Source organism: Aeromonas sp. R6-1, assembly GCF_040908165.1.
GTDB lineage: Bacteria > Pseudomonadota > Gammaproteobacteria > Enterobacterales > Aeromonadaceae > Aeromonas > Aeromonas caviae.
In genome coordinates, this window is record NZ_JBFODF010000053.1 from 108194 (window position 1) to 132275 (window position 24082).

The following is a 24082-nucleotide window of genomic DNA, read 5'->3' on the forward strand; positions in this document are numbered from 1 at the left end:
TTTCCGCAAGGGACAGACTGTTCCCCAGTATGTGCTCTCCCGCTCTCTGGCGCCTCGGTCAATTGTTGTCGGAAGGCGTGCCCCTCTCTTTTTATCCCCTGCCGGGCGGGAGCCCGCATCCCGTCTGGGGTGAGCAAAAAGAGCGCCTTTTGGCGCTGGTCGTGAACTGCCCCACTCCTTCCAAAACCTGTTCTGGATCAAGAAACAGGGTACCGCTTTGGTGCCTAATAGACCCCACATATAGGGGTAAGCATAAAAAAAACACCCATATATAGTGTTACAAAGCTGTGCATAAGTGGTCGCCCTCTCAGTGTCAGCCCAGGTGTTTCAAGCCTTGGCTGACCTTGTTTGCGCCGGGGACGGGCGTGGAGAAGGGGACTCAACGAGGGTGAGCCGAGGGTGGCCACCAGGTCTTTCAATACGGGGAAAATCGATGAAACCGGTAGTGATCAAACGCGATGGATGTCGTGCACCATTCAATGGCCAACTGATCCGCGATGCGGTCAGCCGGGCGGCGGCCGCGGTCAATCAGGCCAGTCCGGCGCTGGCAGAGCGCATTGCCGCCGCCGTCAGCCAGGAGCTGGAGGGGCGAGGGGAGGTAGACATCCACGAGATCCAGAACCGGGTCGAGAACCACCTGATGGCCTCCGACGACAAGGCCATCGCCCGTGCCTACATCGAATACCGTCACGACCGGGATCAGGCCCGCGAGGCCCGGGGTCGTCTGGCCCAGGAGATCCGCGGCCTGGTGGAGCAGACCAACGCGGCCCTGCTCAACGAGAACGCCAACAAGGACTCCAAGGTGATCCCGACCCAGCGTGACCTGCTGGCGGGCATCGTCGCCAAGCATTACGCCATCAGTCACATGCTGCCCCGTGACGTGGTGCAGGCCCACGAGAGCGGCGACCTGCACTTCCACGATCTCGACTACTCCCCCTTCTTCCCCATGTTCAACTGCATGCTGATCGATCTGCAGGGGATGCTGACCCACGGCTTCAAGATGGGCAACGCGGAGATAGACACTCCCAAATCCATCAGCACCGCCACCGCGGTGACCGCCCAGATCATCGCCCAGGTGGCGAGCCACATCTATGGCGGCACCACCATCAACCGCATCGACGAAGTGCTGGCACCCTATGTGACCATCAGCTGGCACAAGCATCGGGAGGTGGCCGAAGAGTGGGGGATCAGGGACGTGGATGCCTATGCCATGGCCCGCACCGAGAAGGAGTGCCACGACGCCTTCCAGTCCCTCGAATACGAGGTCAATACCCTGCACACCGCCAACGGTCAGACGCCGTTCGTCACCTTCGGCTTTGGCCTGGGGGACAGCTGGGAATCGCGCCTCATCCAGCGTGCCATCCTTGGCAACCGCATCGCCGGCCTTGGCAAGAACAGGAAGACCGCCGTCTTCCCGAAACTGGTGTTCGCCATCAAGGATGGCCTGAACCACAAGCAGGGGGATCCCAACTACGACATCAAGCAGCTGGCGCTGGAGTGCGCCTCCAAGCGGATGTACCCGGACATCCTCAACCACGACCAGGTGGTCAAGGTGACCGGCTCCTTCAAGACCCCCATGGGGTGCCGCTCCTTCCTCGGTGCCTACGAAGAGAATGGCGAGCTGCTCCACGAGGGGCGCAACAACTTGGGGGTCGTGAGCCTCAACCTGCCGCGCATTGCCCTGAAATCCCGCGATGAAGCGGACTTCTGGGACAAGCTGGACGCCGCCCTGCGGGTGGCCAAGACAGCGCTCATGTACCGCATCAAGCGCCTGGACGGGGTCAAGGCCCGGGTCGCTCCCATCCTCTACATGGAGGGGGCCTGCGGGGTGCGCCTCAAGGCCGATGACAACATCAGCGAGATCTTCAAACATGGCCGCGCCTCCATTTCGCTGGGTTACATCGGGGTACACGAGACCATCAACGCCCTCTATGGCACCGGCGTCCACCTGTTCGACAGCGAGACCCTGCGCCAGAAGGCCATCGCCATCATCGCGCGGCTCAAGGCGGCCACCGACGAGTGGAAGGAGGAGACCGGCTACGGCTTCAGCCTCTACTCCACCCCGAGCGAGAACCTCTGCACCCGTTTTTGCCGCATCGATGCCAAGGAGTTTGGCGTGGTGGCCGGGGTGACCGACAAGGGCTACTACACCAACAGCTTCCACCTGGACGTGGAGAAGCAGGTGAACCCCTACGACAAGCTGGACTTCGAGGCGCCCTATCCGCCCATCGCCAGCGGCGGCTTCATCTGCTACGGCGAGTACCCCAACATCCAGCACAACCTGGAGGCGCTGGAGAACGTTTGGGACTACAGCTATGACAAGGTGCCCTATTACGGCACCAACACCCCCATCGACGAGTGCTACGACTGCGGCTTCACCGGCGAGTTCGAGTGCACCTCCAAGGGCTTCACCTGCCCGCGTTGCGGCAACCACGACCCGGCCAAGGTGTCGGTGACCCGCCGGGTGTGCGGCTATCTCGGCAGCCCGGATGCGCGCCCCTTCAACGCGGGCAAGCAGGAAGAGGTGAAGCGCCGCGTCAAGCATATGTAAGCGAGCAGACCCCACCCCAGCCCTCCCCTTGGCAGGGGAGGGGGCAAAAAAGAAGCTCCTCCCCCTTTCGAAGGGGGAGGTTGGGAGGGGGTTGGCCGTTAACCCAGAGAACTCGAATGCACTACCACCAGTACTACCCGGTCGATGTGATCAACGGCCCCGGCACCCGCGCCACCCTGTTCGTGTCGGGTTGCGAGCACCAGTGCCCCGGCTGCTACAACCAGAGCACCTGGCGGCTCGATGGGGGCAAGCCGTTCGATGAGGCGATGAGCGATCGCATCATTCACGATCTCAACGACAGCCGCATCAAGCGGCGCGGACTGTCGCTCTCCGGCGGCGATCCGCTCCACCCCGCCAACGTGCCGCATGTGCTGGCGCTGGTGAAGCGGGTGCGGGCCGAGTGCCCCGGCAAGGACATCTGGTGCTGGACCGGCTATCTGCTGGCCGATCTCAGCCCGGCCCAGCGGGAGCTGGTGGCCTTGCTGGACGTGCTGGTGGATGGCAGGTTCGAGAAGGCCCTGGCGGATCCCGGTCTGCTCTGGCGCGGCAGCAGCAACCAGATGGTTCATGACCTCAACGCCTGGCGGAAAGGAGGAGAGCGGATCCCCTGTCTGGTTTGCAGTTGAGGCCTTGGGTGTTTATGGTTAGGCCAACCCCAAGCGCTGTTTACACGAGGAATCCCGATGAACAATCTGCTCAAGATCCTGCTGGCCATCTTTCTCCCCCCGGTCTGCGCCTTTATCCAGGTAGGCTTCAGCCTCCATTTCCTCATCAACATAGTGCTGACCCTGCTGGGCGGTCTGCCCGGCATGGTTCATGCCCTCTGGCTGGTGGTAAGCGACAAGCGTGCCTGAGCCGTGAGAGATCACAAGGCCAACCCTCCGGGGTTGGCTTTTTTTTGCCTGCCAGATGGGGACTTCCCGAATGAGCCCCTTTGCCTGACACTGGCGCGTCGCTCATGGAGTCGAGCGATACAACGAAGAGGGAATGTCGAGTGCGAGTGAAAGGGTTGTTGCTGTGGGCCGCCCTGGCCCTGCTCGGGGGCTGTGCCAGCCCCACCGCCAAGCTGAATCAGCCTCCGGTGGATGTCACCTGGGAAACGCTGCCCGAATACTGGGTGCTGGTGGGGGATGCCATCAGTTTTAACCCGGTCGGGGGGCTGCCGGCGAAGAGGCCGGTCAAGGGGTATGTGACCCTTCGCTACCTCATCGATTCCAATGGCACGTTGTTCAGCCCAGAGGTACTGGAGTCCCAGCCGCCCGGCGTGCTGGATCTCATCGCCATCTCCGGGCTGGCGCAGCTGCGCTACCGGCCATCGGAGCAGAATCAGCAAGCCATTCCGGCTCGGGTTGTGGCCCGATTCGAAGTGGAAGTGAAATGACAAACACCCCGGCCAGGCCGGGGTGTTTCGTGTGGGCTCTGTGCCATGACGGCGCGGATCACTGCTCCTTGCAGTCGTTGTAGCGGCTCTGCCACTCCCCGGCGTCATCACGCATCTCGACGAACCCCTCCTTGCCCTTGTTCCACCAGACCACCTCGTGATCGTCGGTATAGCGGGCGCCGGAGGCGGAAACCGCCTGGGGCAGGGTGTAATCCTTGCCATCGGGGAGGGAGAGCTTGACGAAGTTCAGGCTCTCGTCCGAGAGGGAGAAGTAGCGAACCTGCACTTTCTGGTTCTGTTCACACAGATAGGTGACGGGATCGCCGCCGGTCACTCCCAGCTTGCCGCTGCCCAGATCGCAGCCGCCGAGCAGGGTGATGGCGCCCGCCCCCAGTAGAAAGAGCTTGGCGTGTTTCATGTTTGATCCTCACAACGGTGTCATATGGCCTTGAGCCTAACAGGATGAGGCACAACTGCAACCTCGTGGCGGGAGCCCTGCGTCGGGATGCGTCCGTCTCCCTCCGGTCCGTGGGGCAGGCAAAAAAACGCCCCGGCAGGCAAGCGGGGCGAAAGGGAGCCGTCCAATGGCTGCAGAAAAGGGTCAGTGGCCGAACCGTGTCGCCTCGAAGCGATTGAGCAGCCGGTGGATGAGGTAGCAGGCGAGCAGGGTGACCACGATGGCAAAGAGGATGCTGCTCACCCGATAGAGGGCGCTGAACACCAGGTCGTTGCCCGGGGTCAGGTACTGGCCGAACAGGATGCCGAGGGTGGTGAGGGCACCGAAACCGACTCCGGAGCCGCTCGCCTCCTTCACATGGGCATAGCTGAACAGCATGGCGCCGAGCCAGAGCACCGGGGTCACCAGCAGCAGCAAGCCGGACCAGTCATAGAGCACCAGCTGCCCCAGGATGCCGAAACTCACCCCCAGCAGGGTGCCCATGGCCCGCTTGCGGGCATAGTCCAGGGCGCCGTTCCAGTGCATGGGGAAGAGCAGCAGCAGGGTGGTGGCCTGGGCGGACATGGAGTCGCGCAGATCGAAGATCTGGAACACCAGGAACGAGAGGGTCGCGATGGACGCCCCCAGCAGGGCTTCGTGGCGCATCCGGTGCGGCGCCTTGGGGGAGGGGGCCGGCCTGGGTCGCTCCTCCACGTCCGGAATGAGGGCCGTCATCAGATAGGCGATGAGCACCGACAGGACGCTGGCCCAGAGGTTGCTGAAGATGAGGTCGTTCAGATCAATCCCGGGGTAGCTGGCAAAGTGCAGCATGATGCTGAGGCTCAGCACCCCGTTGGCACCGAACAGGAACAGGCTGCCCCGGGACATGGCGGCGAAACGGTAGAGGAAGAGCAAAAAGACCAGGGGGGTCATGAGCCCCGGGTGGCCGCCGAACAGGCCGCCGAGCAGCCCCACTTCCAGACCGCACATGGCGGCGGAGGCGATGAGCTGGCGGGCGGCGTGACCGTTCATCACCGGCACCAGGCCGAGCAGCAGCACCGGGGTGACGGTGAAGAAGACCCCGTTGCTCCAGCCGAAGATCTTGCACAGCACAAACCCCAGGGTACAGCCAAAGGCGATGCGCAGACACTGGCGCAGTTCGTTGGGGGTGAGGGGTCTGTGCCACAGGTTCATGGTCGTCATCTCAATAGATGTAGTGCAGCAGGCTGAGCAGACGGATCTGGCCGCGGGCCAGCAGCCCGGTCAGGGTGTTGTCCGGCAGCAACTGCACCGTGGCGCGGGCCCCGGCCGGCAGGTGGGCGGGCAGTTGCTCCAGGGTCAGGTGCAGGCGCAGGCGCTGGGCATCGCGCACCCAGCGATCGGACTCGACGGGGTTCGCAAGCTGGCCGTTGGCGTCAAACTGGCCGGCGCTGACCCCGGCATCCAGGCTGGCGACGCGGGCAGGATAGAGACGACCGGGCTCGCCGTCGAAGGCGACGAGGGCCTGACTGCCGGCGCTGACGTGGCGCAGGCTCTTCTCGCGAAAATCGGCGATCACGTCCACCTGCTCGGAGACCAGGGCCAGCAGGGGGGAGCCTGCATTGGCCACGCTGCCAGGCTTGAGCTGCAGGTTGGTGATGATGCCGTCCTGGCTCGCATGAACCCGGCTGTAGGCGAGGTTGAGCTCGGCCTGGGCGAGGCGGTTGCGGGCCTGGCGCAGCAGCAGGTTGTCTTCCCCTGGCAAGCCGCGGTTGACGCGGGCCTGCTCTACCCGGGCCTGGCTGCCGAGCAGGTTGGCACGGGCGGTGCGGGCGGCGCTGTCGGCGTCATCTTTCTGCTGTTCAGAGACCATGTGACGGCGGTAGAGGGCGTCGATGCGCGCCGCTTCCCGCTGTTTCTGGTCGGCCTGGGTGCGCAGCGAGCTGTACTCCGCCTCATAGGCGGTCAGGGTCGCGTCCAGCTGGCGGTTCTGCTGCCTGGCCTGATCCAGGGCGAGCCTGGCCTGATCCACGGCGAGCTGGAAGGGCTCCGGGTCGAGGGCGAACAGCAGATCCCCCTGCTTGACGTGCTGGTTGTTGGCGACGGCGACTTCGACCACCTTGCCGCTGACCTGGGGGGCCATCCGGGTGACGACCCGGGTGGCCATGGCCTGAGGGGTCAGGGGCATCTTGATGTCGGCCAGCAGAAAGTAGCCAAACACCAGGACGAAGCAGACGATGGCCCACTTTATCCAGCGCTTGAATTGTTGATCCGGTGTCATCTTATTCTCTCTCTTCATGCTGTGCGGCTATCTTGCCGAGGGCGTTGGCGGAGATGCGGTGCACAATGTCTTCAAACTGGGCCAGCTCCTGCTGGCTGATGCCGGTGAGCAGTTCCCGGCGCACGGCGATGATGCGGCCCTCGATCTGATCGAGCAGCGCCTTGCCCGCCGGGGTCAGGGTGACGATGCGGGCCCGCTTGTCCTGGCTGCAACAATGGCGCTCGATCAGCCCCTGCTCCTCGAGCTGACCCAGGGTCCGCATCAGGGAGGGGAGCTCTATCTCCAGGGCCTCGGCCAGGGTCTTCTGGCTGAGGTGGCCGCCGAGGCGGCTGAGTTTCCACAGGGCGGTCCAGCGGGGATGGGTGAGCCCCAGAGGTGCCAGCTCGAGATCGGCCACGGTGCGCCAGAGCCGGTGCAATCGCCCCAGCTGCTCGGCGAGGGAGAGTTCTCGCAACATCTCCAGATCCTTTTTCATGACGGGCACCTCAATTACTTAGCTTGCGAAGCATTATATTTATTTCGCAGGCTAAGTAAATAGTGTGATACAGCTCACGTTCAGGTTTTTTGCCCGGGCCGTGGTGTTTAAGTTTTTATATGGCTTTGCGGGCCAGCTAACCGACAACGGCCGGAGGAGGCGTTAGAGTGGCCACCTTTGAGGTGCGCCAGGCTGGCCATTGACCCGGCCGGGGGACACCCTCACCCTGGGCTTCCCCGTCCGCTGCAAGGTTGAACGATGAAACTGCGCCACCAGCTAGTCACCCTCTCGCTTGGCTTGTCACTGCTGCTGATCCTGATCCTGGGCTGTCTGCTCGCCCTCTTCATGCGCCACCTGCTGGAGAACAACCTGAAGGAGAAGGGGAGCGATCTGGCCCGGGTGCTGGCGGCGGACAGCCGGGTGGTCCAGGCCCTGGAGAAGGGGAGCGATCCCGGGCTGCGGGATTATGTGCAGGGGATCTGCAGCCGCACCGATGCCGCCTACATGGTGGTGACCGACGAACATGCCAGGCGCCTGAGCCACCCCTCGCCCGAGCTGGTGGGCCAGACCTTCCGGGGGGAGGACATCTGGCCTGCACTCCAGTCGCGCGAGAGCTACTGCTCCCGGGACGTGGGCACCCTGGGCCCCGCCATCCGCTGCTTCGCGCCCGTGGTGGGGCCCGATGGCCAGGCCATCGGCGCGGTGGCGGTGGGTTATCTGATGCGCACCGTGGAGGGCACCTATCAGGAGCGGATCGCCCTGCTGGTCGGCGCCATCGCGGCGGTGCTGGGGTGCGGCCTGCTGCTGGCGCTCTGGGTGCAGCACCTGCTGCGGCGCACCCTGCTGGATCTGGAGCCGGAGACCATCGCCAATCGCTTCGCCCAGCAGGATCTGGTGCTGGAGGGGATCTCGGAGGGGATAGTGGCCCTGGACAACCAGCACAGGATCACCATGCTCAACAGCGCCGCCTTCTACCAGTTGCGACTGCCCGGCACCGGGCGCCACGCCCTGCTGGGCCGCTCCCTGGCGGAGCTGGCCCCCGGCCTCGTGCCCACGTTGCAGCAAGGGGGGGCGGTCAGGTTCACCGTGCAGGGGGATGACTTCGTCGGCCACTGGCAGGAGCTCAGCGGTCGCGAGCCGGGGCGCATGCTCATCTTCAGCCGGCCAGACGGCACCGGCAGCCTGGGCATGCAGGTGACCCACCTGCGCCAGTACGGCGAGATGCTGCGCATCCAGACCCATGAATTCGCCAACAAGCTCAGCAGCCTCTCCGGTCTGCTCCAACTCGGCCACGTGGATCAGGCGGTAGACCTCATCCAGCAGGAGAACGAAGCCTGCCAGAACATGTTGCAGGATCTGCTGCGGGTCATCGAGAACAAGCCGGTGGCCGGGCTCATCCTCGGCAAGTTCAGCCGGGCGCGGGAGCTGGGGGTGGAGCTGGTGCTGGATGCGGGGTCGGCCCTCGGGGAGTATCCGGCCGAGGTGTCGGCGGATCTCATCACCTGCATCGGCAACCTGCTGGACAACGGCATTCGCGCCGCCTGGGGGAACCGCGAGCACGCCGCGCCCAGGGTGCTGCTCTCCCTCGATGATCTGGGGCGGCGGCTGGTGATCGAGGTGGAGGACAGTGGCGAGGGGGTGGACGAGGCGCTGGCGGATCACCTGTTCGACTACGGTGTCAGCCGCCAGACCGGGGATCACGGGGTCGGCCTCTTCCTGGTCAAGAAGACGGTGGCCAGGCGGGGGGGCGTGATAGAATGGCGCCGCACCGCCGAGCAGACGACCCTGTTCGGTATCTATTTGAATAAAAACCAATTGGTGTAAGTCATGAAGCCAATCTTCACGCTGATTATCGAGGATGACGAGCGGATAGGCGCCATGTTGGGGGAGCTGGTCTCCTCCACGGCCGGGTTCTCCCTGATGGGGCGGGCCGGCACCCTGGCCGAGGCGGATCGCCTGATGGCGGGGAGCGAGCCCCGCTTGCTGATGGTCGACATCTCCCTGCCCGATGGCTCGGGCCTGGAGTGGGTGAGCCGGCTGCGCAGCCACAACCGGGAGGTGATGGTGATGATGGTGACCGCCTCCTGCGACGTGGAGACCATACAGCAGGCCCTCAACCTGGGAGTCCAGGACTACGTCATCAAGCCGCTGCGGCTGTTTCGCATCCAGCAGAGCCTGGAGGAGATCCTGGTCCTCCATCGCCGCCTGTGCGAGCCGGGGGAGTTGGCCCAGAGCGATCTGGACCGCCTGATGGGCAAGGCGCGCAACCAGGGGCGGGAGGCGCGGGAAACCCCCAAGGGGATCGACGCCATCACCCTGCGCCAGGTGCTGGACCTGCTGGCGGGGGAGCCGGACAACACCTTCTCCACCGACACCGTGGCCCTGCGCCTCTCCCTGAGTCGCACTACGGCCCGCCGTTACCTGGAGTTTCTGGAGTCAGAAGATCGGCTGGACGTGGAGCTCAACTACGGCCAGCGTGGCCGCCCGGAGCGGCGTTACCACTGGCGCCGGGAGTCGTGACCCCGCCGCAGGCACAACGCCGAAGAGGCCGCGCACACCATGCTGCGCAGGCCGCGCAGATAAAAGGGAGCCTTTGAGCTCCCTTTTGTTTCGCCCCGATGCGACCCGGCCCCTCTATCTGGGGTCGCCCGAGAAGGGGTGCAGGGCGGTGCGGGCGCGCTCGAACAGGGCGATGAGGTGATCCGCCACGGCCCGCACCCGCCGGGAGTGGGCGAGATCGCTGTGGAGCACCAGCCAGATGGGCTGATCCACCCCGAGCTCCGGCAGCAGGCAGACCAGATCCGTCTGGCGGGCGAGGTAGTGGGGCAGTACCGCGAGCCCCAGACCGGCCTGGGCGGCGGCGAGCTGGGCCGCCAGGGTGCCGGTCTCCACCCGACAGGGGCGGCCGCGCAGCATGCGGGTCATCCATCTGGCGGCGGGCAGGTGGCTCTGGGTTTCGTTCCAGCCGATGAAGTCATCCTGATCGAAGCTGGCGGCATCCACCCCGGGGCTGCGGGCATCCAGGTAGGCGCCGGTCCCGTAGAGGCCAAAGCCCAGGGTGCCCAGGCGCCGCAGGGTGAGGTGGCCGGCATCGGGCTTGACCATGCGCACCGCGAGATCGGCATCGCGCCGGTGCAGGTTCACCGTCTGCACCCCGGTGACCAGATCCACCCTCAGCTCGGGGTGCTGGGCAAAGAGCGTCGGCAGGGAGGGGATGATAAGGGGATTGGCCAGATTCTCGGCGGTGGCGAGACGCACTGTGCCGGCCACCTGGCCCTGCAACTGCCCCGCCTCGCCAAAGGCCAGTCCCGCATGTTCCAGCGCCTCGGCTCGCTCAAGCAGGGCCTCCCCGTCGTCGGTCAGGCGATAGCCCTGCTGGTGGCGGCTGAACAGGGGCAGGCCGAGGGCCGCCTCCAGCCTGTCCAGGCGCCGGGAGACGGTGGCCACCCCCATGCGCAGGGCGTGGGCGGCACCGCTCAGGGTGCCGCTGCGGGTGATGGCCAGGAAGACGCGGGCGTCGTCCCAGAGCAGGGGATCGTGCATAGTATTTCCATAATCGGAAGATAGGTTGCCAGTTATCTCTATATCTCATTCATTTTCGGAAGACCATACTCCCCTGCAACTTGTCAGGGAGAAAATGCGATGCAACGACGAACACTGGGAGCCAATCTGCAGGTCTCTGCCCTGGGGCTGGGCTGCATGGGGATGAGCGAATTCTACGGGCCGCGGGACGATGAGACGTCCTTGCGGGTGCTGGCGGAGGCGGTGGAGCGGGGCATCGACCTGCTCGACACCGCCGACATGTACGGCCCCCACCACAACGAGGCGCTGATCGGGCGTTTTCTCGCGACCCGGCGGGGGCAGGTGAAGGTCGCCACCAAGTTTGGCATCGTGCGCCAGCACGGGGAGTACAGGCGTACCCTCGACAACAGCGCCCCCTATGCACGCCAGAGCTGCGAGGGTTCCCTGCGCCGCCTCGGCATCGAGCAGATCGATCTCTACTATGTGCACCGCCTCGATCCGGCCCATCCCGTCGAGGAGACCATGGCCGGGCTGGCGCAACTGGTGCAGGAGGGCAAGATAGCCCGCATCGGTCTGTGCGAGGTGAGCGAAGCCACCCTGAGGCGCGCCCATGCCGTGCACCCGGTGGCGGTGGTGCAGACCGAATACTCCCTCTGGACGCGGGAGGTGGAGGCGGCGGTGCTGCCCGCCTGCCGGGAGCTGGGGATTGGTCTGGTGGCCTACTCCCCCCTGGGGCGCGGGTTTCTGACCGGGCGTTACCAGCAGGAGGCGGTGTTCGAGGAGGGGGATTTTCGGGCCGGTCTGCCGCGGTTTCAGGGGGAAAACCTCGCCACCAACCGCACCCTGGTGCAGGCGGTCATGGCCCTGGCCCGGCAGAAGGGGTGCACGGCGGCGCAGATAGCCCTGGCCTGGTTGCTGGCGCAATGGGAGGGGATAGTGCCCATCCCCGGCACCCGGCGCCTGACCCACCTTGAGGATAACCTCGGCGCCCTCTCGCTGCGCCTCTCCCCAGCAGAGCTCGGGGCCCTGGGACAGGCCATCCGGACCCTGCCGGTGGCGGGGGAGCGCTATACCGCCGAGGGGATGAAGGGGGTGAACGCATGAGCGGCTCGCACTCAGCCCGCCCCGGGTTGGCCTGCTCGCTCCGTTGAGGGCACCACCTGGGCGAGAAAATGACAAAGGGAGCCGAGGCTCCCTTCTTTATGCTGCCACGGCGATGGCTTATGCCCCTTCCGGCAGAGGACGGCGTACCCTCGGCTTGAGCTGGGAGAGCATGACCCCGGTCAGGATGAGGCCGCCCCCCAGCAGGTGATAGCCGTGGATGGGCTCCCCCAGGGTGATGACGGCGATGAGGGCCGTGCACAGGGGCATCAGGTTCATGAAGACCGAGGTGCGCTCCGCCCCCAGGGTGGCGAGGCCGCGCATCCAGCAGTAGGCGGCGAAGATGGAGGAGGCGAGGCCGGCGAACAGCACCATGCTCCAGCCCTGGGCGGGAATGGCCAGGGAGTCGGCAGAGAGGGCCACCGGGATGAGCAGCAGCACCGCCAGCAGGATCTGCAGGTAGAGGTTGAGCCAGGGGCCGAACGGCAGTTGCCAGCGGCGGATCAAGAGGCCATAGAGGGCATAGCTGGCCGCCCCCAGCAGCATCATGCCGTCGCCGGGGTTGATGCCGCTGTGCAGCAGTGCCAGGGGGTTGCCCTGACCCAGCAGCCAGAGCACCCCGAACAGGGAGAGGCTCATGCCGAGCAGCGCCTGCTTGCCCGGCTTCTGGCCAAAGCAGCAGGCCCCGATGAGCAGGGTGAGCAGGGGCAGCAGGGAGCCGATGACCCCCATGTTGGTGGCCGAGGTGCTGTGGGCGGCGTAGTAGGCGAGGCACTGGTAGAGCACCATGCCGAGCAGGGAGAGCACCAGCAGCTTGCCGAGCCAGGGGCGGATGTCGGCCCGGCGGTGCCAGAGCTGCGGCAGGCAGAAGGGGGAGAGCGCGAGGGCGGCGATCACCCAGCGATAGAAGGAGATGGCGGCGGGATCCAGCACGCCGGCGGCGGCCTTGGAGACCACGGTATTGGCGGCCCAGATCAGGATGGCGAGCAGGGGGAAGAGAAAAGGCATAGGCACTCCTTGGTACGATGGGGAGAGTCTAGCCTTGTCTTGAACGAGGTAAGTAGCGTAAATAAGACATGTCATAACCGCTTTGGGACAATCTGCATGGGCACCCTCACCCTGGCCGAGCAGGATCGCCTGCTGGCCGACCCCAACCCCCTCTACTTTCGCTACAGCCAGATCCAGGGGGGCAACGCCTGCGCCGAGCACGCCCACCCCTGGGGTCAGCTCAGCCTCATCAGCCTGGGGGTCATGGTGGTGGAGGTGGGGGGAGAGCGGCTGGTGGCGCCTCCGGACTACCTCATCTGGGTGCCGGCGGACCTGCCCCACACCGCCTTCAACGAGCAGACCCTGGATTACACCTCCATCTACGTGAGCCACGCCCTGGCGCCGCGCCTGCCACGGGAACCCCAGCTGCTGGCGCTCACCCCCTTGCTTCGAGCCCTGCTGGAGGATTTCACCCAGCGCCGGGTCGGCCACATGGAGGATGAGTGGGATGCCCGTCAGGGTGAGCTCTTCATCGAGAAGCTGGCCCGCACCCGTTGCCAGCCGAGCTACCTGCCCCAGAGCCGGGATCGCCTGCTGGCCCCCTTGCTGGCGGCATTGCAGGCAGCGCCGGAGGACAACCGCACGCTGGTGGAGTGGGCCAGGGTGCTGCACACCACGGAGCGCACCCTGGCGCGGCGCTGCCAGAAGGAGCTTGGCATGAGCCTCGGCCAGTGGCGCACCCGGCTGCGGCTGGTGAAGGCGCTGGACTGGCTGCGGGGCGAGATGCCGGTGCAGGAGATCGCCTGGCGCCTCGGTTACGCCTCCACCTCGGCTTTCATCGCCATGTTCCAGCGGGAACAGGGCTGCGCCCCCCAGCGCTATCGCCAGCAACTGGGCCAACCCGTGGCCTGAACCGCATGAAAAAGGGCGCCCGCAGGCGCCCTTGTGGATCAGGGGATGGGCTTAGAAGAAGCCGAGGGGGTTGATGTCGTGGCTCACCAGCAGGTTCTTGGTGTTCTGGTAGTGGTCCAGCATCATCTTGTGGGTCTCGCGACCGATCCCCGACTTCTTGTAGCCGCCAAAGGCCGCGTGGGCCGGGTAGGCGTGGTAGCAGTTGACCCAGACCCGGCCGGCCTGGATGCCGCGCCCCATGCGCCAGGCCAGATTGCTGTCCCGGGTCCACAGGCCCGCCCCCAGCCCGTACTGGGTGTCGTTGGCAATGGCCAGGGCATCCGCCTCGTCCTTGAAGGTGGTGACCCCGAGGGCCGGCCCGAAGATCTCCTCCTGGAACACCCGCATCTTGTTCTGGCCCGAGAAGATGGTGGGCTGGATGTAGAAGCCCCCCTCCAGCCCGCTCACCTTGGCCGGGCCGCCGCCCAGCAGCATTTTTGCCCCTTCGCCGCGGCCGATCTCCATGTAGCTCAGGATCTTGTCGAACTGCTCGCGGGACGCCTGGGCCCCCACCTGGGTCGTGGTGTCGAGGGGGTTGCCCTGCACTATGGTGCGGGCGCGGGCCAGCACCCGGTCCATGAAGTCGTCATAGATGCTGGCCTGCACCAGGGCGCGGGATGGGCAGGTACACACCTCGCCCTGGTTGAAGAAGGTCATCAGCATCCCTTCCACCGCCTTGTCGATGTAGCTGCTCTCATGCTGCATCACGTCGGCGAAGTAGATGTTGGGGGACTTGCCACCGAGCTCCACGGTGGAGGGGATCAGCTTGTCGGCGGCGCAGCGCAGGATATGGGCGCCCACCTCGGTGGAGCCGGTAAACGCCAGCTTCTGGATCCGGTTGCTGGTGGCGAGCGCCTGGCCCGCCTCGGCGCCGAAGCCGTTGACCACGTTGACCACGCCGGGGGGCAGGATGTCCTTGATGAGATCCATCATCAGCATGATGGTGACCGGGGTCTGCTCGGCGGGCTTGAGCACGCTGCAGCAGCCGGCCGCCAGTACCGGGGCCAGCTTCCAGGCGGCCATCAGCAGGGGGAAGTTCCACGGGATGATCTGGCCGACCACGCCGATGGGCTCCTTGAAGTGGTAGCTGACGGTGTTCTGGTCCAGCTCGGCGGCGGAGCCCTCCTGGGCGCGGATGCAGCCGGCGAAGTAGCGGAAGTGATCCACCACCAGGGGCAGGTCGGCGGCCAGGGTCTCGCGCACCGCCTTGCCGTTCTCCCAGGTCTCGGCGACGGCAAGCCGCTCAATGTTCTGTTCGATGCGATCGGCGATGCGCAGCAGCAGATTGCTGCGCTCGGTGACGCTGGTCTTGCTCCAGCTGGCGAACGCCTTGTGGGCCGCGTCCAGGGCGAGCTCGATGTCGGCGGCGTCGGAGCGGGCCACCTCGCAGAACACCCGGCCATCCACCGGCGAGATGTTCTCGAAATAGCGGCCGGCGCGCGGCGCCACCCAGTCGCCACCGATGAAGTTGTCATAACGGGATTTGAAGCTGACCAGGGCACCTGCCTGACCGGGAGCGGTATAAATCATCTCATCATCCTTATGTGTGTGTGGTCCTGACCGGCCTGGCGGGCAGTCCGGTTGCTTCCTGTCATCGCAAGGGGCGTGCCAGCGGGCGGCGCTCTACACAAAAAGGTTGCAAAAACGTTATCAAACGGGGTGCCAAGGGGTATCTTGGTTAACCAGTGCCCCCCTGGACGGCCCCCGAACTGTGCCGTTTCGGAACATCGGGTGTGACACTGTGCCGTTTGTGAACAGGAGACGTGATGAAGGCGCTTCCCCAAGGCGGCCCTATTCGCGAGTGTGTAGAAGGAGGTGTGATGAGCGAGTTGCCTCAATCCGGTGCCAGCCCAATCCAGCGCTCCTGGGAGCGCTGCCTGCATCAGGGGCTGAGCCGCCAGCAGAGCGCCGAGCTGGACTTGCTGCCCCAGGGGGAGCTGTCGGCTCGCCAGGAGCAGCACAGGACGCTCATCGCCTGCTTCCAGCGCTTCGTGCTGCCGCTCTTTGGCCAGTTGCTGGCGGGCAGACCCTGTCGTCTGCTGCTGTGTGACGGCGAGGGGGCCATCCTTGCGGTGAGCGGAGACGACCGGTTTGCCCGCCATGCGGATCGCATTTTTTTGCGCAGCGGCGCCCGCTGGGGGGAGGCGAGCAAGGGCACCAACGCCATCGGCACCGCGCTGGCCGAGCAGAGCGAGGTGCAGGTGCTGGGGGCGCAGCACTTCTTCGCCCAGCACAGCTTTCTCAGTTGCAGCGCCTGTCCCCTGCTCGGGCCGGACGGGCAACTGCTCGGCGTGCTCGACATCTCCACCGATGCGGCCCACCACGGCGGCGACATGCTGGGCACCGTGCGTCTCCTGGCCATGACCCTGGAAAACGCCCTGCTGGCCCGCCAGCCGGGCTGGCTGGTGGATCTCGATCCCCAGAGCCTCTGGTCTGCCCGCCTGCTGCTGGGGGAGGGGGGCGAGCTGCTCGGGGCCAACCGGGCCGGTCGGCTCTGGCTCGGCCAGCACCCCTTCGACGGTCAGCAGTTGCTGCGCGAGCGCCGCGGCCTGCGGCTGGTGCCGGAGGCGGGGGAGCGCGCCGCCAGGCTCCCCCTGCCGAGCGCGGTTGAGGAGGGGGGATCGCAGGCGCAGCAGGTGCCGCTCAAGATGCTGGAGCGGGGCATCTCATTGCTCATCGAGGGGGAGACCGGCAGCGGCAAGGAGCACCTGGTGCGCACCCTGCACGCCAGATCGAGCCGTCGGGAGCGGCCTCTGGTGTGCGTCAACTGCGGCGCCCTGCCGGCGGAGCTGGTGGAGGCCGAGCTGTTCGGCTACGTGGGGGGGGCCTTCAGCGGTGCCCGCAGCCAGGGCAGCCAGGGCTATCTGCGCGCCGCCCACGGCGGCATCCTGATGCTGGATGAAATTGGCGAGCTGCCGCTCCAGGCCCAGACCCGGCTGCTGCGGGTGTTGCAGGAGCGCGTCGTCACCCCGGTGGGCAGCCACAGACCCGAGGCGGTGGATTTCTGGCTGGTCAGCGCCAGTCATCGGGATCTGGCGGCCATGGTGGCGGCCGGCACCTTTCGCGAAGATCTCTACTACCGCATCTGTGGCTGGCGCCAGCAACTGGCCCCCCTGCGGGCCTGGTCGGTGCCCGAGCGTCAGGGGCTGATCCTGAACCTGCTCGCCCAGATGGACCCGGCACTGCAACTGAGCCGGGAGGCGGAGCAGCGGTTGCTGGCCCACCCACTGCCCGGCAACGTGCGCCAGCTCAAACAGGCGCTGGAGGTGGCCTGTGTACTGGCAGAGGGGCAGGGCTGGATTGAACCTGCCCATCTGCATCTGCCCGCCGTGGCGGGGGGAGCGAGCTCACCTTTGGGAGGGAATACCCTGCGCGAGCAGAGCCGGCAGCGGGTGCAGCAGACCCTGGCAGAGTGCGGCGGCAACGTAAGCGAGGCGGCGCGCCGTCTTGGCATCAGTCGCACCACCCTCTATCGGGCGCTGCGGGAGGAGGGGTAATGGGTGTCGCGCCGTCCAGCGCTTGTGTAGACTGCGGTGGCAAGGACGTTTTTTCGTTATGTTTCCATCGCAGGGAGTGCGCAATGATCCATCTTACGACCGACGAGGCCCCCCGCCTCTCTTCCGGCTGCTGGCCGATGCCGCTTGCGCCCCATGGGGCCCGTGCCGGCTAGTCGGCACTCGTCTGCGCCCGGTGCGGCGCGTGTAATAACCTTGGATCTGGATCAGCGCGGTCCGGCGCTTCAAGGTGTAGGGTAAAAGCCCTTTTTCAGGTGTGATACCGATGATCCCTTCCTATCCCCGCATGACGACGCTGTTGTTCTGGTGCCTGCTGGCGGCGAGCCTGCTGGCCATGGTGTTATTCGAATTCGGACCCGAGCGGCGGCTCGACATCCTGAGCCAGGCCGGTTTGTCCGTGCGTGCCCAGGATGACAGGGCCCACAAGGGCTCCTCCGTCGCCACCCTGAGTCAGGGGGGCGACAGACCCGCCATCCAGTGCACCCTGCGAAGCCAATATGCCTATCCTTTCTGCGAGCTGGTTCTGACCCTGACCGACCCCGAGCAGGGGCTGGATCTCTCCGGCTTCACCGGGGTGCGGGTGAGGCTGGATGTAGAAGGGCAGGGGGTACAGGCCTGGCGCCTTTATCTGCGCAACTACGATCCCGTCTACTCGACGCGGGAAGACGAGAGTTCCCACAAGTTCAACGAAGTGCTCTTCACCGCCAGGGATTTTGGCCGTGAGCAGGATGTACCCCTGAACGTCTTTGCCCCCAGCTCCTGGTGGGTGCAGCAGTACGACATTCCGCTGGTCCAGCAGGGGCCGGATCTGCACCATGTCTATGCCATCGAGATCGCCTCCGATGACAAGATGCTGCCGGGGGAGTACCGGTTGCGGCTCGAGCGGCTGGAGTTCTATGGCCGCTGGTGCAAGCCGGGGGACTTCTATCGCTATCTGCTGCTGGGGTGGCTTGTCTACGGCGTGCTGCTCTTCCTGGTCCAGAACCTGATGTTCGGGGATCGGCTGCGCAAGGCCAGGGAGGCGCGCCTCGCGGCTGAAGCCCTGAGTGCGAGCCTGTGCGAGCAGAACCGGCGTACCGAGGAGGAGGCCCGTTACGATCCCCTGACCGGGGCCCTCAATCGGCTCGGCGGCGAAAAGCTGCTCGGGGAGCTCGGCGAGATGCCGCTCTCCTTCATCTATATCGACATCGATCACTTCAAGGGGGTCAACGACGGTCACGGCCACCCGGTGGGGGACGAGGTGCTCAAGCACATGGTGAGCGAGCTGCTGCGCCATTGCGACAGCCTGTGCCGACTGGTGCGCTGGGGCGGGGAGGAGTTCGTGCTGGTCTGCCTCCATTACGACGAGGGACGGGCCGCCGCCCTGGCGGAGCGGCTGAGAGGGGCGCTGGAGGGGTACAGGCACTGGCCGCTGGGGCTCGGGATCACCGCCTCCTTCGGGGTGGCCGAGCGGCGCAAGGATAGCCTGGAGCAGGCGCTCAAGCGGGCCGACGAGGCGCTCTATCAGGCCAAGCAGAATGGTCGCAACCGGGTGGAGGTGGCGCCCGACTGATCCGGCGCTGGAGCCCATGGCCGGGCGGGGCTATCATGCGCCCCATCATTTATCCGAGGAGAGATGCCATGGCACAACACATTGGCGCCCTGACGCTGCTGGTGGCGGATTACGACGAGGCCATCGCCTTCTTCACCCGGGGAATGGGCTTCGAGCTACTGGAAGACACCCCCCTCGACGAGCCGGGCAAACCGGGCAAACGCTGGGTGCGGGTCGCTCCCAAGGGGGCTCCCGGCTCCGCCCTGCTGCTGGCCCGCGCGGCCAACGAGGAGCAGCGCGCCGCCATCGGTCGCCAGGGGGGCGGTCGGGTCTTCCTGTTCCTCGAGACCGACGACTTCTGGGGCGATTACGAGCGGATGCAGGCCTATGGCGTTCATTTTTGTGAACAGCCGCGCCTCGAACCCTACGGCACCGTGGTGGTGTTCGAGGACATCAGTGGCAATCGCTGGGACCTGCTGCAACTCGCTGCTGCCAACTGAATCTGAAAACGTTTATCATCCCGCCCGTCATAAAGTCATAAAAGTGTCACAGAAAGTTCTAATAATTGGCGCACCCATCTTCACAGAGGAGAGAGAAGGGATATGGCTAAGCGAATTCTGGTGGTCGAGGACGAGGCACCGATCCGCGAAATGCTCTGCTTCGTGCTTGAGCAGAAGGGATATGAAACAGTAGAAGCAGAAGATTACGCCGATGGACTGGCAAAGGTGCGCGAACCCTACCCCGAACTCATCGTGCTGGACTGGATGATGCCAGGCGGCAGCGGTATCCAGTTCCTCAAGCAGCTCAAGCAGGATGAGATGACTCGCCAGATCCCGGTGGTGATGCTGACCGCCCGGGGCGAGGAAGAGGACAAGGTGCGCGGGCTCGAGGCCGGTGCCGACGACTACATCACCAAGCCCTTCTCCCCCAAGGAGCTCACCGCCCGCCTGCACGCCGTGATGCGCCGTGTCTCTCCCACCTCGGTGGACGAGGTGATCGAGGTGCAGGGGCTCAAGCTGGATCCCGTTTCCCACCGGGTCAGTGCCGAGGAGAAGGCCCTCGACATGGGGCCGACCGAATTCAAGCTGCTGCACTTCTTCATGACCCACCCCGAGCGGGTCTACAGCCGCGAGCAGTTGCTCAACAACGTCTGGGGTACCAACGTGTATGTCGAGGACAGGACGGTAGACGTACACATTCGCCGCCTGCGCAAGGCCATCGAAGAGACGGGGCACGACAGATTGATCCAGACGGTGCGCGGGGCCGGCTACCGCTTCTCGACCCGTCTCTAGGTCAGGGCCAGTGCCGCCAGCGCCTGCCGGCGGGCATTGGACCCGGCTCTTTGCTGTCTCTAGGAGATCTTAATGTTGCAACCTTACGCCTGGCGGCGACAGTTGTGGCGAATGGCGTTCTTCTACAGCCCCTTCGTCTTGGTAGGTTGGTTAATCGATCATCTCGTTCTCTGCCTGCTGGTGGCCACTGTGGTGCACCTGGTCTGGCACTACCGCTTCCAGAAGCGGCTGTCGGACTGGCTGTGGCACGATCGCAGCCTGGTGCCGCCCCACGGCAGCGGCAGTTGGGAGCACATCTTCAACGGCATCTACAAGTTGCAGCAGCGTCACCGGGCCCGGCGCCGGGAGCTGGCGGGCCTCATCCGCCGCTTTCGGGAAGGGGCGGAGGCGCTGCCCGATGCGGCCGTGGTGTTTCGTACCGACGGCAGCATCCTCTGGTGCAACCGGCTGGCGGAGCAACTGCTCGGCTTTCGCTGGCCCGAGGATGCCGGCCAGCACATCGGCAACCTGATCCGTCACCCCGCCTTCGTCGCCTATCTGGGCAAGGGGCAGTATGACGAGCCGTTCGAGATGCACTCCCCCATCAACGAGGAGAAGTTCCTCGAATTTCGCATCATGCCCTATGCCGAGGATCAGGCCATGCTGGTGGTGCGGGACGTGACCCGGCTGCGCAGCCTGGAGAAGACCCGCAAGCACTTCGTCTCCAACGTCTCCCACGAGTTGCGCACCCCCCTCACCGTGCTCAAGGGGTATCTGGAGATGACCGAAGAGCCGCCGCCCCCCGCCATGTGGGCCAAGGCGCACAAGGTGATGATGGAGCAGACGATCCGCATGGACAATCTGGTTAACCAGCTGCTCACCCTGTCGCGCATCGAGGCGGCGCCCACCGTGGATCTCTCCCATCTGGTGGACATGCCCGCCATGCTGGGGCTGCTGGAGCAGGAGGCGCGGGCGCTCTCCGGCGAGCGGGCCCACGAGATCGTCTTCATGGTTCAGCCCAATCTGCTGGTGCGCGGGGATCAGGATCAACTGCGCAGCGCCGTCTCCAACCTGGTCTACAACGCCATCCACTACACCCCGGCGGGGCGCAAGATCACCGTGGAGTGGCGCAAGCAGGGGAGCATGGCGCTGTTTGCGGTGCAGGATGAGGGGGAGGGGATCCCCCCCGAGCATCTGGCGCGGCTCACCGAGCGGTTTTATCGGGTCGACAAGGCCCGCTCGCGCCACACCGGAGGGTCCGGGCTCGGCCTTGCCATCGTCAAGCACGCCCTGAGTCATCACGATGCCCATCTCGATATCGAGAGCCGGGTCGGTGCGGGCAGCCGCTTCAGCTTTCTCATTCCCGCCCGCATGGTGCTGGTGAAATAATATTTTGTGTCAATGTGTTAGCAACGAGAGAAGGGCTGCATCGCAGCCCTTTTTTCATCCGGGCCATTCCCGGCCCATGTCATCAAAGTGTCATATAAATTCCATAAATTTGTCACTGCCAGGCCAGATACTGGCGCCGTCTTAAAGAACGGACCTTCTGTAACACTGGAGAAGGAGTGGTGCTGGCCCACGGATCATTGCGATCGGGTGTCAACCACGTTTAGACGTCAACCTGACGATTGCCTTCTGCAACCTTGGACTTGGAGAGATTGGATGAAACTCAACAAACTGGCTGGTGTCATCGGATTCACCGCAGCAACCCTGTTTTCTGTCAGCGCTCTGGCTGCCGGTGTGGATAAAGACCTGCCGGAATACACACCGACCAGCGGCATCTCGGGCAACCTGTCCTCTGTCGGCTCGGACACCCTGGCCAACATGATGACCCTGTGGGCCGAAGAATTTAAGCGCATGTATCCCAACGTCAACGTGCAGATCCAGGCCGCCGGTTCTTCCACCGCACCGACTGCCCTGACCGAGGGCGTCGCCCAGTTTGGCCCCATGAGCCGCGCCATGAAGGCCGGTGAAGAGGAGGCATTCGAGAAGCGCTACGGCTACAAGCCGACCGCCATCCGCGTCGCCGTCGATGCCCTGGCCGTGTTCGTCAACAAGGACAACCCCATCAAGGGGCTGACCATGTCGCAGATCGACGCCATCTTCTCCAGCACCCTCAAGTGCGGCGAAGCCAAGGCGGCCACCAAGTGGTCTGATCTGGGTCTGGACGGCAGCTGGTCCGGCAAGGATCTGCAACTGTTCGGTCGCAACTCCGTGTCCGGTACCTACGGTTACTTCAAGGAACACGCCCTGTGCAACGGTGACTTCAAGAGCGGCGTGAACGAGCAGCCGGGCTCCGCCTCCGTGGTACAGTCCGTCTCCTCCTCCCTGAACGGCATCGGCTACTCCGGTATCGGCTACGTCACCTCCGGCGTGCGCGCCGTTCCGCTCTCCAAGGATGGCAAGACCTTCATCGAGGCGAGCTCCGACAACGCCATCACCGGCAAGTACCCGCTGTCGCGCTTCCTGTACGTCTACGTGAACAAGCATCCGAACAAGCCGCTCTCCCCGATGGAGCAGGAGTTTGTGAAGATGATGCTCTCCAAGGCGGGCCAGACCATCGTTGCCAAGGACGGCTATGTGCCGGTCCCGGCCAAGGTGGTTCAGGCCGACCTGAAGAAGCTGGGCATCATGTAACAGAACGAGCCCTTGCAGAAAAACGAGCCCCATGCGGGCTCGTTTTCATTGGTGCGCCCCAGGATCTTTTTGGTCGCAGGGCGCAGCGCCCGGCTTGCGCCGGGCGGCGGCATTTCCGAGAATAGGGCAACTTCACGGCAAAGGACCCTCTCATGCGCGCATCTTCCCTCTCCAGACTGGCCCTGACGGCCTTGTGCAGCGCCCTGCTGGCCGGCTGCGCCCAGTCACCGACCGGTCGCAACCAGATGCTGCTTTTCTCCCCCCAGCAGATGAACCAGCTGGGGGCCGATTCCTTCACCCAGATGAAGCAGCAGGAGAAGGTGAGCACGGATGCCAGGATGAATGCCTATGTGGGCTGCGTGGCCAAGGCGGTGACCGCCCAGGTGCCTGCCAGCTATGGCATCACCAGCTGGGAGGTGGTGGTGTTCGACTCCAAGGAGATCAACGCCTTCGCCCTGCCCGGCGGCAAGATAGGCGTGTACAGCGGCCTGCTGAAAGTCGCCAAGAATCAGGACCAGCTCGCCACCGTCATCGGTCACGAGCTGACCCACGTGCTGGCCCAGCACTCCAACGAGCGTCTCTCCCGGGATCAGCTGACCGGTATCGGGCTGGCGGTGGCTGACGCCGCCATCGGCAGCAGCGACAGCCTCGGGGGCGCTGCCACCATGGCCGCCCTGGGCCTCGGGGTCCAGGTGGGGATAGCCCTGCCTTATGGCAGAACCCAGGAGAGCGAGGCGGACCGGCTCGGCCTCGAGCTGATGGCCCGCGCCGGGTTCAACCCGGCCGAAGCCGTCACCCTGTGGCAGAACATGAGCGCCGCCTCCGGTGGCAAGGCACCGCCCCAGCTGCTCTCCACCCACCCCAGCGACCAGAGCCGGATCGCCAACCTGCAGGCCCAGCAGGCCGAAGTGCAGCCCCTGTACCAGCAGGCGAAAGCATCAGGGCTGGTTCCCCAGTGCAAGGCGTAAGCCTGCGCCTGGCGCGTCCCGCCGATGCCGCCGCCATGACGGTGATGCAGCGGGCGAGCTGGCTGGCAGCCTACGGGGAGGTGCTGGGGGCCGACATGCTGGCCCAGCTGGCGGTGACCGACCACCTGCAGATCTGGCGACACCGGCTCGCCGAGCCCGGCCCCGTTCCCATGCTGGTCTGCCAGGACGACGTGGTCATCGGCCTGCTCTACTGGCAGCCCTCTTTGGAGGAAGGCTTGATGACGGCGCGGATCCGGGCGCTCTACCTTCATCCCGATCACTGGCGTCAGGGTCATGGCAAACGGCTGTGGCAGGCGGTGGCGGTGCAGATGCGCCGGGCCGGTTGCGAGTGCGTCAGGCTCTGGCTGCTGGATGGCAATCACATCGGCGAGGGATTCTACCTGCGCCGCGGCTTCATGTTCGACGGTCAGGAGCGCACCCTGATGAGCCTCGGACAACCTTGCCAACAGCGACAAATGTTCCGTTTGCTTTGAGC

The 24082-nt window shown here is 65.2% G+C and carries 23 protein-coding genes; 16 read left to right on the forward strand and 7 right to left on the reverse strand.

Going from position 1 to position 24082, the window contains the following annotated elements; genetic code table 11:
- Window positions 1–433: 433 nt before the first annotated feature.
- The 4 genes from nrdD to AB5Y68_RS17470 all read left to right on the forward strand — a co-directional run bounded on the left by nrdD (window position 434) and on the right by AB5Y68_RS17470 (window position 3932).
- Window positions 434–2551: an anaerobic ribonucleoside-triphosphate reductase gene (gene nrdD, locus AB5Y68_RS17455; RefSeq protein WP_039039276.1), complete on the forward strand. Its 2118-nt coding sequence runs from the start codon at window positions 434–436 to the stop codon at window positions 2549–2551.
- A gap of 116 nt (window positions 2552–2667) precedes the next feature.
- Window positions 2668–3177 carry an anaerobic ribonucleoside-triphosphate reductase-activating protein gene (gene nrdG, locus AB5Y68_RS17460; protein ID WP_010673453.1) on the forward strand — a complete coding sequence of 170 codons (510 nt, stop codon included), beginning with the start codon at window positions 2668–2670 and terminating at the stop codon, window positions 3175–3177.
- 57 nt (window positions 3178–3234) lie between these two features.
- On the forward strand, window positions 3235–3405 hold the full coding sequence (locus AB5Y68_RS17465; protein WP_010673454.1) for a YqaE/Pmp3 family membrane protein: 171 nt from the start codon (window positions 3235–3237) through the stop codon (window positions 3403–3405).
- Window positions 3406–3545: 140 nt separating this feature from the next.
- Window positions 3546–3932: an energy transducer TonB gene (locus AB5Y68_RS17470; protein WP_039039277.1), complete on the forward strand. Its 387-nt coding sequence runs from the start codon at window positions 3546–3548 to the stop codon at window positions 3930–3932.
- 58 nt (window positions 3933–3990) lie between these two features.
- On the opposite strand, the gene AB5Y68_RS17475 is transcribed toward AB5Y68_RS17470, so the two are convergent.
- The 4 genes from AB5Y68_RS17475 to slyA form a co-directional block, all read right to left on the reverse strand.
- Window positions 3991–4350: an MliC family protein gene (locus tag AB5Y68_RS17475; RefSeq protein ID WP_010673456.1), complete on the reverse strand. Its 360-nt coding sequence runs from the start codon at window positions 4348–4350 to the stop codon at window positions 3991–3993.
- Between the two features lie 183 nt (window positions 4351–4533).
- Window positions 4534–5562, reverse strand: a complete 1029-nt coding sequence (locus AB5Y68_RS17480; protein ID WP_010673457.1) for a DUF2955 domain-containing protein — start codon at window positions 5560–5562, stop codon at window positions 4534–4536.
- Window positions 5563–5572: 10 nt separating this feature from the next.
- Window positions 5573–6628: an HlyD family secretion protein gene (locus tag AB5Y68_RS17485; RefSeq protein WP_010673458.1), complete on the reverse strand. Its 1056-nt coding sequence runs from the start codon at window positions 6626–6628 to the stop codon at window positions 5573–5575.
- A 1-nt stretch (window position 6629) separates the two neighbouring features.
- Entirely contained in the window at window positions 6630–7103 is a 474-nt protein-coding gene (gene slyA / locus AB5Y68_RS17490; protein ID WP_010673459.1) for a transcriptional regulator SlyA, read from the reverse strand.
- Window positions 7104–7361: 258 nt separating this feature from the next.
- On the opposite strand from slyA, the gene AB5Y68_RS17495 reads away from it, so the two are divergent.
- Together AB5Y68_RS17495 and AB5Y68_RS17500 are read left to right on the forward strand one after the other, a co-directional pair.
- A complete protein-coding gene (locus tag AB5Y68_RS17495; protein WP_041213369.1) occupies window positions 7362–8927 on the forward strand; it encodes a sensor histidine kinase in 1566 nt (521 codons plus the stop codon).
- 3 nt (window positions 8928–8930) lie between these two features.
- Window positions 8931–9623, forward strand: coding sequence for a response regulator (locus AB5Y68_RS17500; protein ID WP_039039279.1), 693 nt, complete (start codon window positions 8931–8933; stop codon window positions 9621–9623).
- A gap of 114 nt (window positions 9624–9737) precedes the next feature.
- Here AB5Y68_RS17500 and AB5Y68_RS17505 read toward each other — a convergent pair whose 3' ends face one another.
- The gene (locus AB5Y68_RS17505; protein WP_266142286.1) at window positions 9738–10646 is read right to left on the reverse strand and encodes a LysR family transcriptional regulator; all 909 of its coding nucleotides are present in this window, start codon (window positions 10644–10646) and stop codon (window positions 9738–9740) included.
- A gap of 99 nt (window positions 10647–10745) precedes the next feature.
- Between AB5Y68_RS17505 and AB5Y68_RS17510 the strand changes: the two genes are divergently transcribed.
- On the forward strand, window positions 10746–11729 hold the full coding sequence (locus tag AB5Y68_RS17510) for an aldo/keto reductase (protein ID WP_201934820.1): 984 nt from the start codon (window positions 10746–10748) through the stop codon (window positions 11727–11729).
- A 117-nt stretch (window positions 11730–11846) separates the two neighbouring features.
- On the opposite strand, the gene AB5Y68_RS17515 is transcribed toward AB5Y68_RS17510, so the two are convergent.
- Window positions 11847–12734, reverse strand: a complete 888-nt coding sequence (locus AB5Y68_RS17515) for a DMT family transporter (RefSeq protein WP_323908122.1) — start codon at window positions 12732–12734, stop codon at window positions 11847–11849.
- A 96-nt stretch (window positions 12735–12830) separates the two neighbouring features.
- Here AB5Y68_RS17515 and AB5Y68_RS17520 point away from each other — a divergent pair, with 96 nt between their 5' ends.
- Entirely contained in the window at window positions 12831–13625 is a 795-nt protein-coding gene (locus AB5Y68_RS17520; RefSeq protein WP_041214713.1) for a helix-turn-helix transcriptional regulator, read from the forward strand.
- A 51-nt stretch (window positions 13626–13676) separates the two neighbouring features.
- On the opposite strand, the gene AB5Y68_RS17525 is transcribed toward AB5Y68_RS17520, so the two are convergent.
- A complete protein-coding gene (locus tag AB5Y68_RS17525) occupies window positions 13677–15194 on the reverse strand; it encodes an aldehyde dehydrogenase family protein (RefSeq protein ID WP_039039283.1) in 1518 nt (505 codons plus the stop codon).
- 290 nt (window positions 15195–15484) lie between these two features.
- On the opposite strand from AB5Y68_RS17525, the gene AB5Y68_RS17530 reads away from it, so the two are divergent.
- The 8 genes from AB5Y68_RS17530 to AB5Y68_RS17565 all read left to right on the forward strand — a co-directional run bounded on the left by AB5Y68_RS17530 (window position 15485) and on the right by AB5Y68_RS17565 (window position 24080).
- Window positions 15485–17161 (forward strand): sigma-54-dependent Fis family transcriptional regulator, encoded by a 1677-nt coding sequence (locus AB5Y68_RS17530; RefSeq protein ID WP_039039284.1) that lies wholly within the window; start codon window positions 15485–15487, stop codon window positions 17159–17161.
- A gap of 283 nt (window positions 17162–17444) precedes the next feature.
- Window positions 17445–18731: a diguanylate cyclase gene (locus AB5Y68_RS17535; protein ID WP_039039285.1), complete on the forward strand. Its 1287-nt coding sequence runs from the start codon at window positions 17445–17447 to the stop codon at window positions 18729–18731.
- Between the two features lie 68 nt (window positions 18732–18799).
- Window positions 18800–19210 (forward strand): VOC family protein, encoded by a 411-nt coding sequence (locus tag AB5Y68_RS17540; RefSeq protein ID WP_010673470.1) that lies wholly within the window; start codon window positions 18800–18802, stop codon window positions 19208–19210.
- Between the two features lie 102 nt (window positions 19211–19312).
- A complete protein-coding gene (gene phoB, locus AB5Y68_RS17545) occupies window positions 19313–20002 on the forward strand; it encodes a phosphate regulon transcriptional regulator PhoB (RefSeq protein ID WP_010673471.1) in 690 nt (229 codons plus the stop codon).
- 72 nt (window positions 20003–20074) lie between these two features.
- A complete protein-coding gene (gene phoR / locus AB5Y68_RS17550) occupies window positions 20075–21370 on the forward strand; it encodes a phosphate regulon sensor histidine kinase PhoR (protein WP_010673472.1) in 1296 nt (431 codons plus the stop codon).
- Between the two features lie 273 nt (window positions 21371–21643).
- Entirely contained in the window at window positions 21644–22618 is a 975-nt protein-coding gene (locus AB5Y68_RS17555; RefSeq protein WP_039039286.1) for a PstS family phosphate ABC transporter substrate-binding protein, read from the forward strand.
- A gap of 152 nt (window positions 22619–22770) precedes the next feature.
- Complete coding sequence (locus AB5Y68_RS17560) at window positions 22771–23586, forward strand: M48 family metallopeptidase (RefSeq protein WP_010673474.1); 816 nt, start codon at window positions 22771–22773, stop codon at window positions 23584–23586.
- Window positions 23574–24080, forward strand: a complete 507-nt coding sequence (locus tag AB5Y68_RS17565; protein WP_039039287.1) for a GNAT family N-acetyltransferase — start codon at window positions 23574–23576, stop codon at window positions 24078–24080. Before AB5Y68_RS17560 ends, AB5Y68_RS17565 begins: the two co-directional genes overlap by 13 nt.
- The last annotated feature ends 2 nt before the right edge of the window (window positions 24081–24082 follow it).

What these genes read in the sequence shown, in the direction of transcription:
- nrdG (WP_010673453.1), top strand. Translation starts at nt 2,668, where the DNA reads ATGCACTACCACCAGTACTACCCGGTCGATGTGATCAACGGCCCCGGC.
- phoB (WP_010673471.1), top strand. Translation starts at nt 19,313, where the DNA reads ATGGCTAAGCGAATTCTGGTGGTCGAGGACGAGGCACCGATCCGCGAA.
- AB5Y68_RS17540 (WP_010673470.1), top strand. Translation starts at nt 18,800, where the DNA reads ATGGCACAACACATTGGCGCCCTGACGCTGCTGGTGGCGGATTACGAC.
- AB5Y68_RS17495 (WP_041213369.1), top strand. Translation starts at nt 7,362, where the DNA reads ATGAAACTGCGCCACCAGCTAGTCACCCTCTCGCTTGGCTTGTCACTG.
- AB5Y68_RS17530 (WP_039039284.1), top strand. Translation starts at nt 15,485, where the DNA reads ATGAGCGAGTTGCCTCAATCCGGTGCCAGCCCAATCCAGCGCTCCTGG.
- nrdD (WP_039039276.1), top strand. Translation starts at nt 434, where the DNA reads ATGAAACCGGTAGTGATCAAACGCGATGGATGTCGTGCACCATTCAAT.
- slyA (WP_010673459.1), bottom strand. Translation starts at nt 7,103, where the DNA reads ATGAAAAAGGATCTGGAGATGTTGCGAGAACTCTCCCTCGCCGAGCAG.
- AB5Y68_RS17560 (WP_010673474.1), top strand. Translation starts at nt 22,771, where the DNA reads ATGCGCGCATCTTCCCTCTCCAGACTGGCCCTGACGGCCTTGTGCAGC.
- AB5Y68_RS17505 (WP_266142286.1), bottom strand. Translation starts at nt 10,646, where the DNA reads ATGCACGATCCCCTGCTCTGGGACGACGCCCGCGTCTTCCTGGCCATC.
- AB5Y68_RS17535 (WP_039039285.1), top strand. Translation starts at nt 17,445, where the DNA reads ATGATCCCTTCCTATCCCCGCATGACGACGCTGTTGTTCTGGTGCCTG.
- AB5Y68_RS17555 (WP_039039286.1), top strand. Translation starts at nt 21,644, where the DNA reads ATGAAACTCAACAAACTGGCTGGTGTCATCGGATTCACCGCAGCAACC.
- AB5Y68_RS17465 (WP_010673454.1), top strand. Translation starts at nt 3,235, where the DNA reads ATGAACAATCTGCTCAAGATCCTGCTGGCCATCTTTCTCCCCCCGGTC.
- AB5Y68_RS17480 (WP_010673457.1), bottom strand. Translation starts at nt 5,562, where the DNA reads ATGAACCTGTGGCACAGACCCCTCACCCCCAACGAACTGCGCCAGTGT.
- AB5Y68_RS17485 (WP_010673458.1), bottom strand. Translation starts at nt 6,628, where the DNA reads ATGACACCGGATCAACAATTCAAGCGCTGGATAAAGTGGGCCATCGTC.
- AB5Y68_RS17500 (WP_039039279.1), top strand. Translation starts at nt 8,931, where the DNA reads ATGAAGCCAATCTTCACGCTGATTATCGAGGATGACGAGCGGATAGGC.
- phoR (WP_010673472.1), top strand. Translation starts at nt 20,075, where the DNA reads ATGTTGCAACCTTACGCCTGGCGGCGACAGTTGTGGCGAATGGCGTTC.
- AB5Y68_RS17475 (WP_010673456.1), bottom strand. Translation starts at nt 4,350, where the DNA reads ATGAAACACGCCAAGCTCTTTCTACTGGGGGCGGGCGCCATCACCCTG.
- AB5Y68_RS17520 (WP_041214713.1), top strand. Translation starts at nt 12,831, where the DNA reads ATGGGCACCCTCACCCTGGCCGAGCAGGATCGCCTGCTGGCCGACCCC.
- AB5Y68_RS17510 (WP_201934820.1), top strand. Translation starts at nt 10,746, where the DNA reads ATGCAACGACGAACACTGGGAGCCAATCTGCAGGTCTCTGCCCTGGGG.
- AB5Y68_RS17525 (WP_039039283.1), bottom strand. Translation starts at nt 15,194, where the DNA reads ATGATTTATACCGCTCCCGGTCAGGCAGGTGCCCTGGTCAGCTTCAAA.
- AB5Y68_RS17515 (WP_323908122.1), bottom strand. Translation starts at nt 12,734, where the DNA reads ATGCCTTTTCTCTTCCCCCTGCTCGCCATCCTGATCTGGGCCGCCAAT.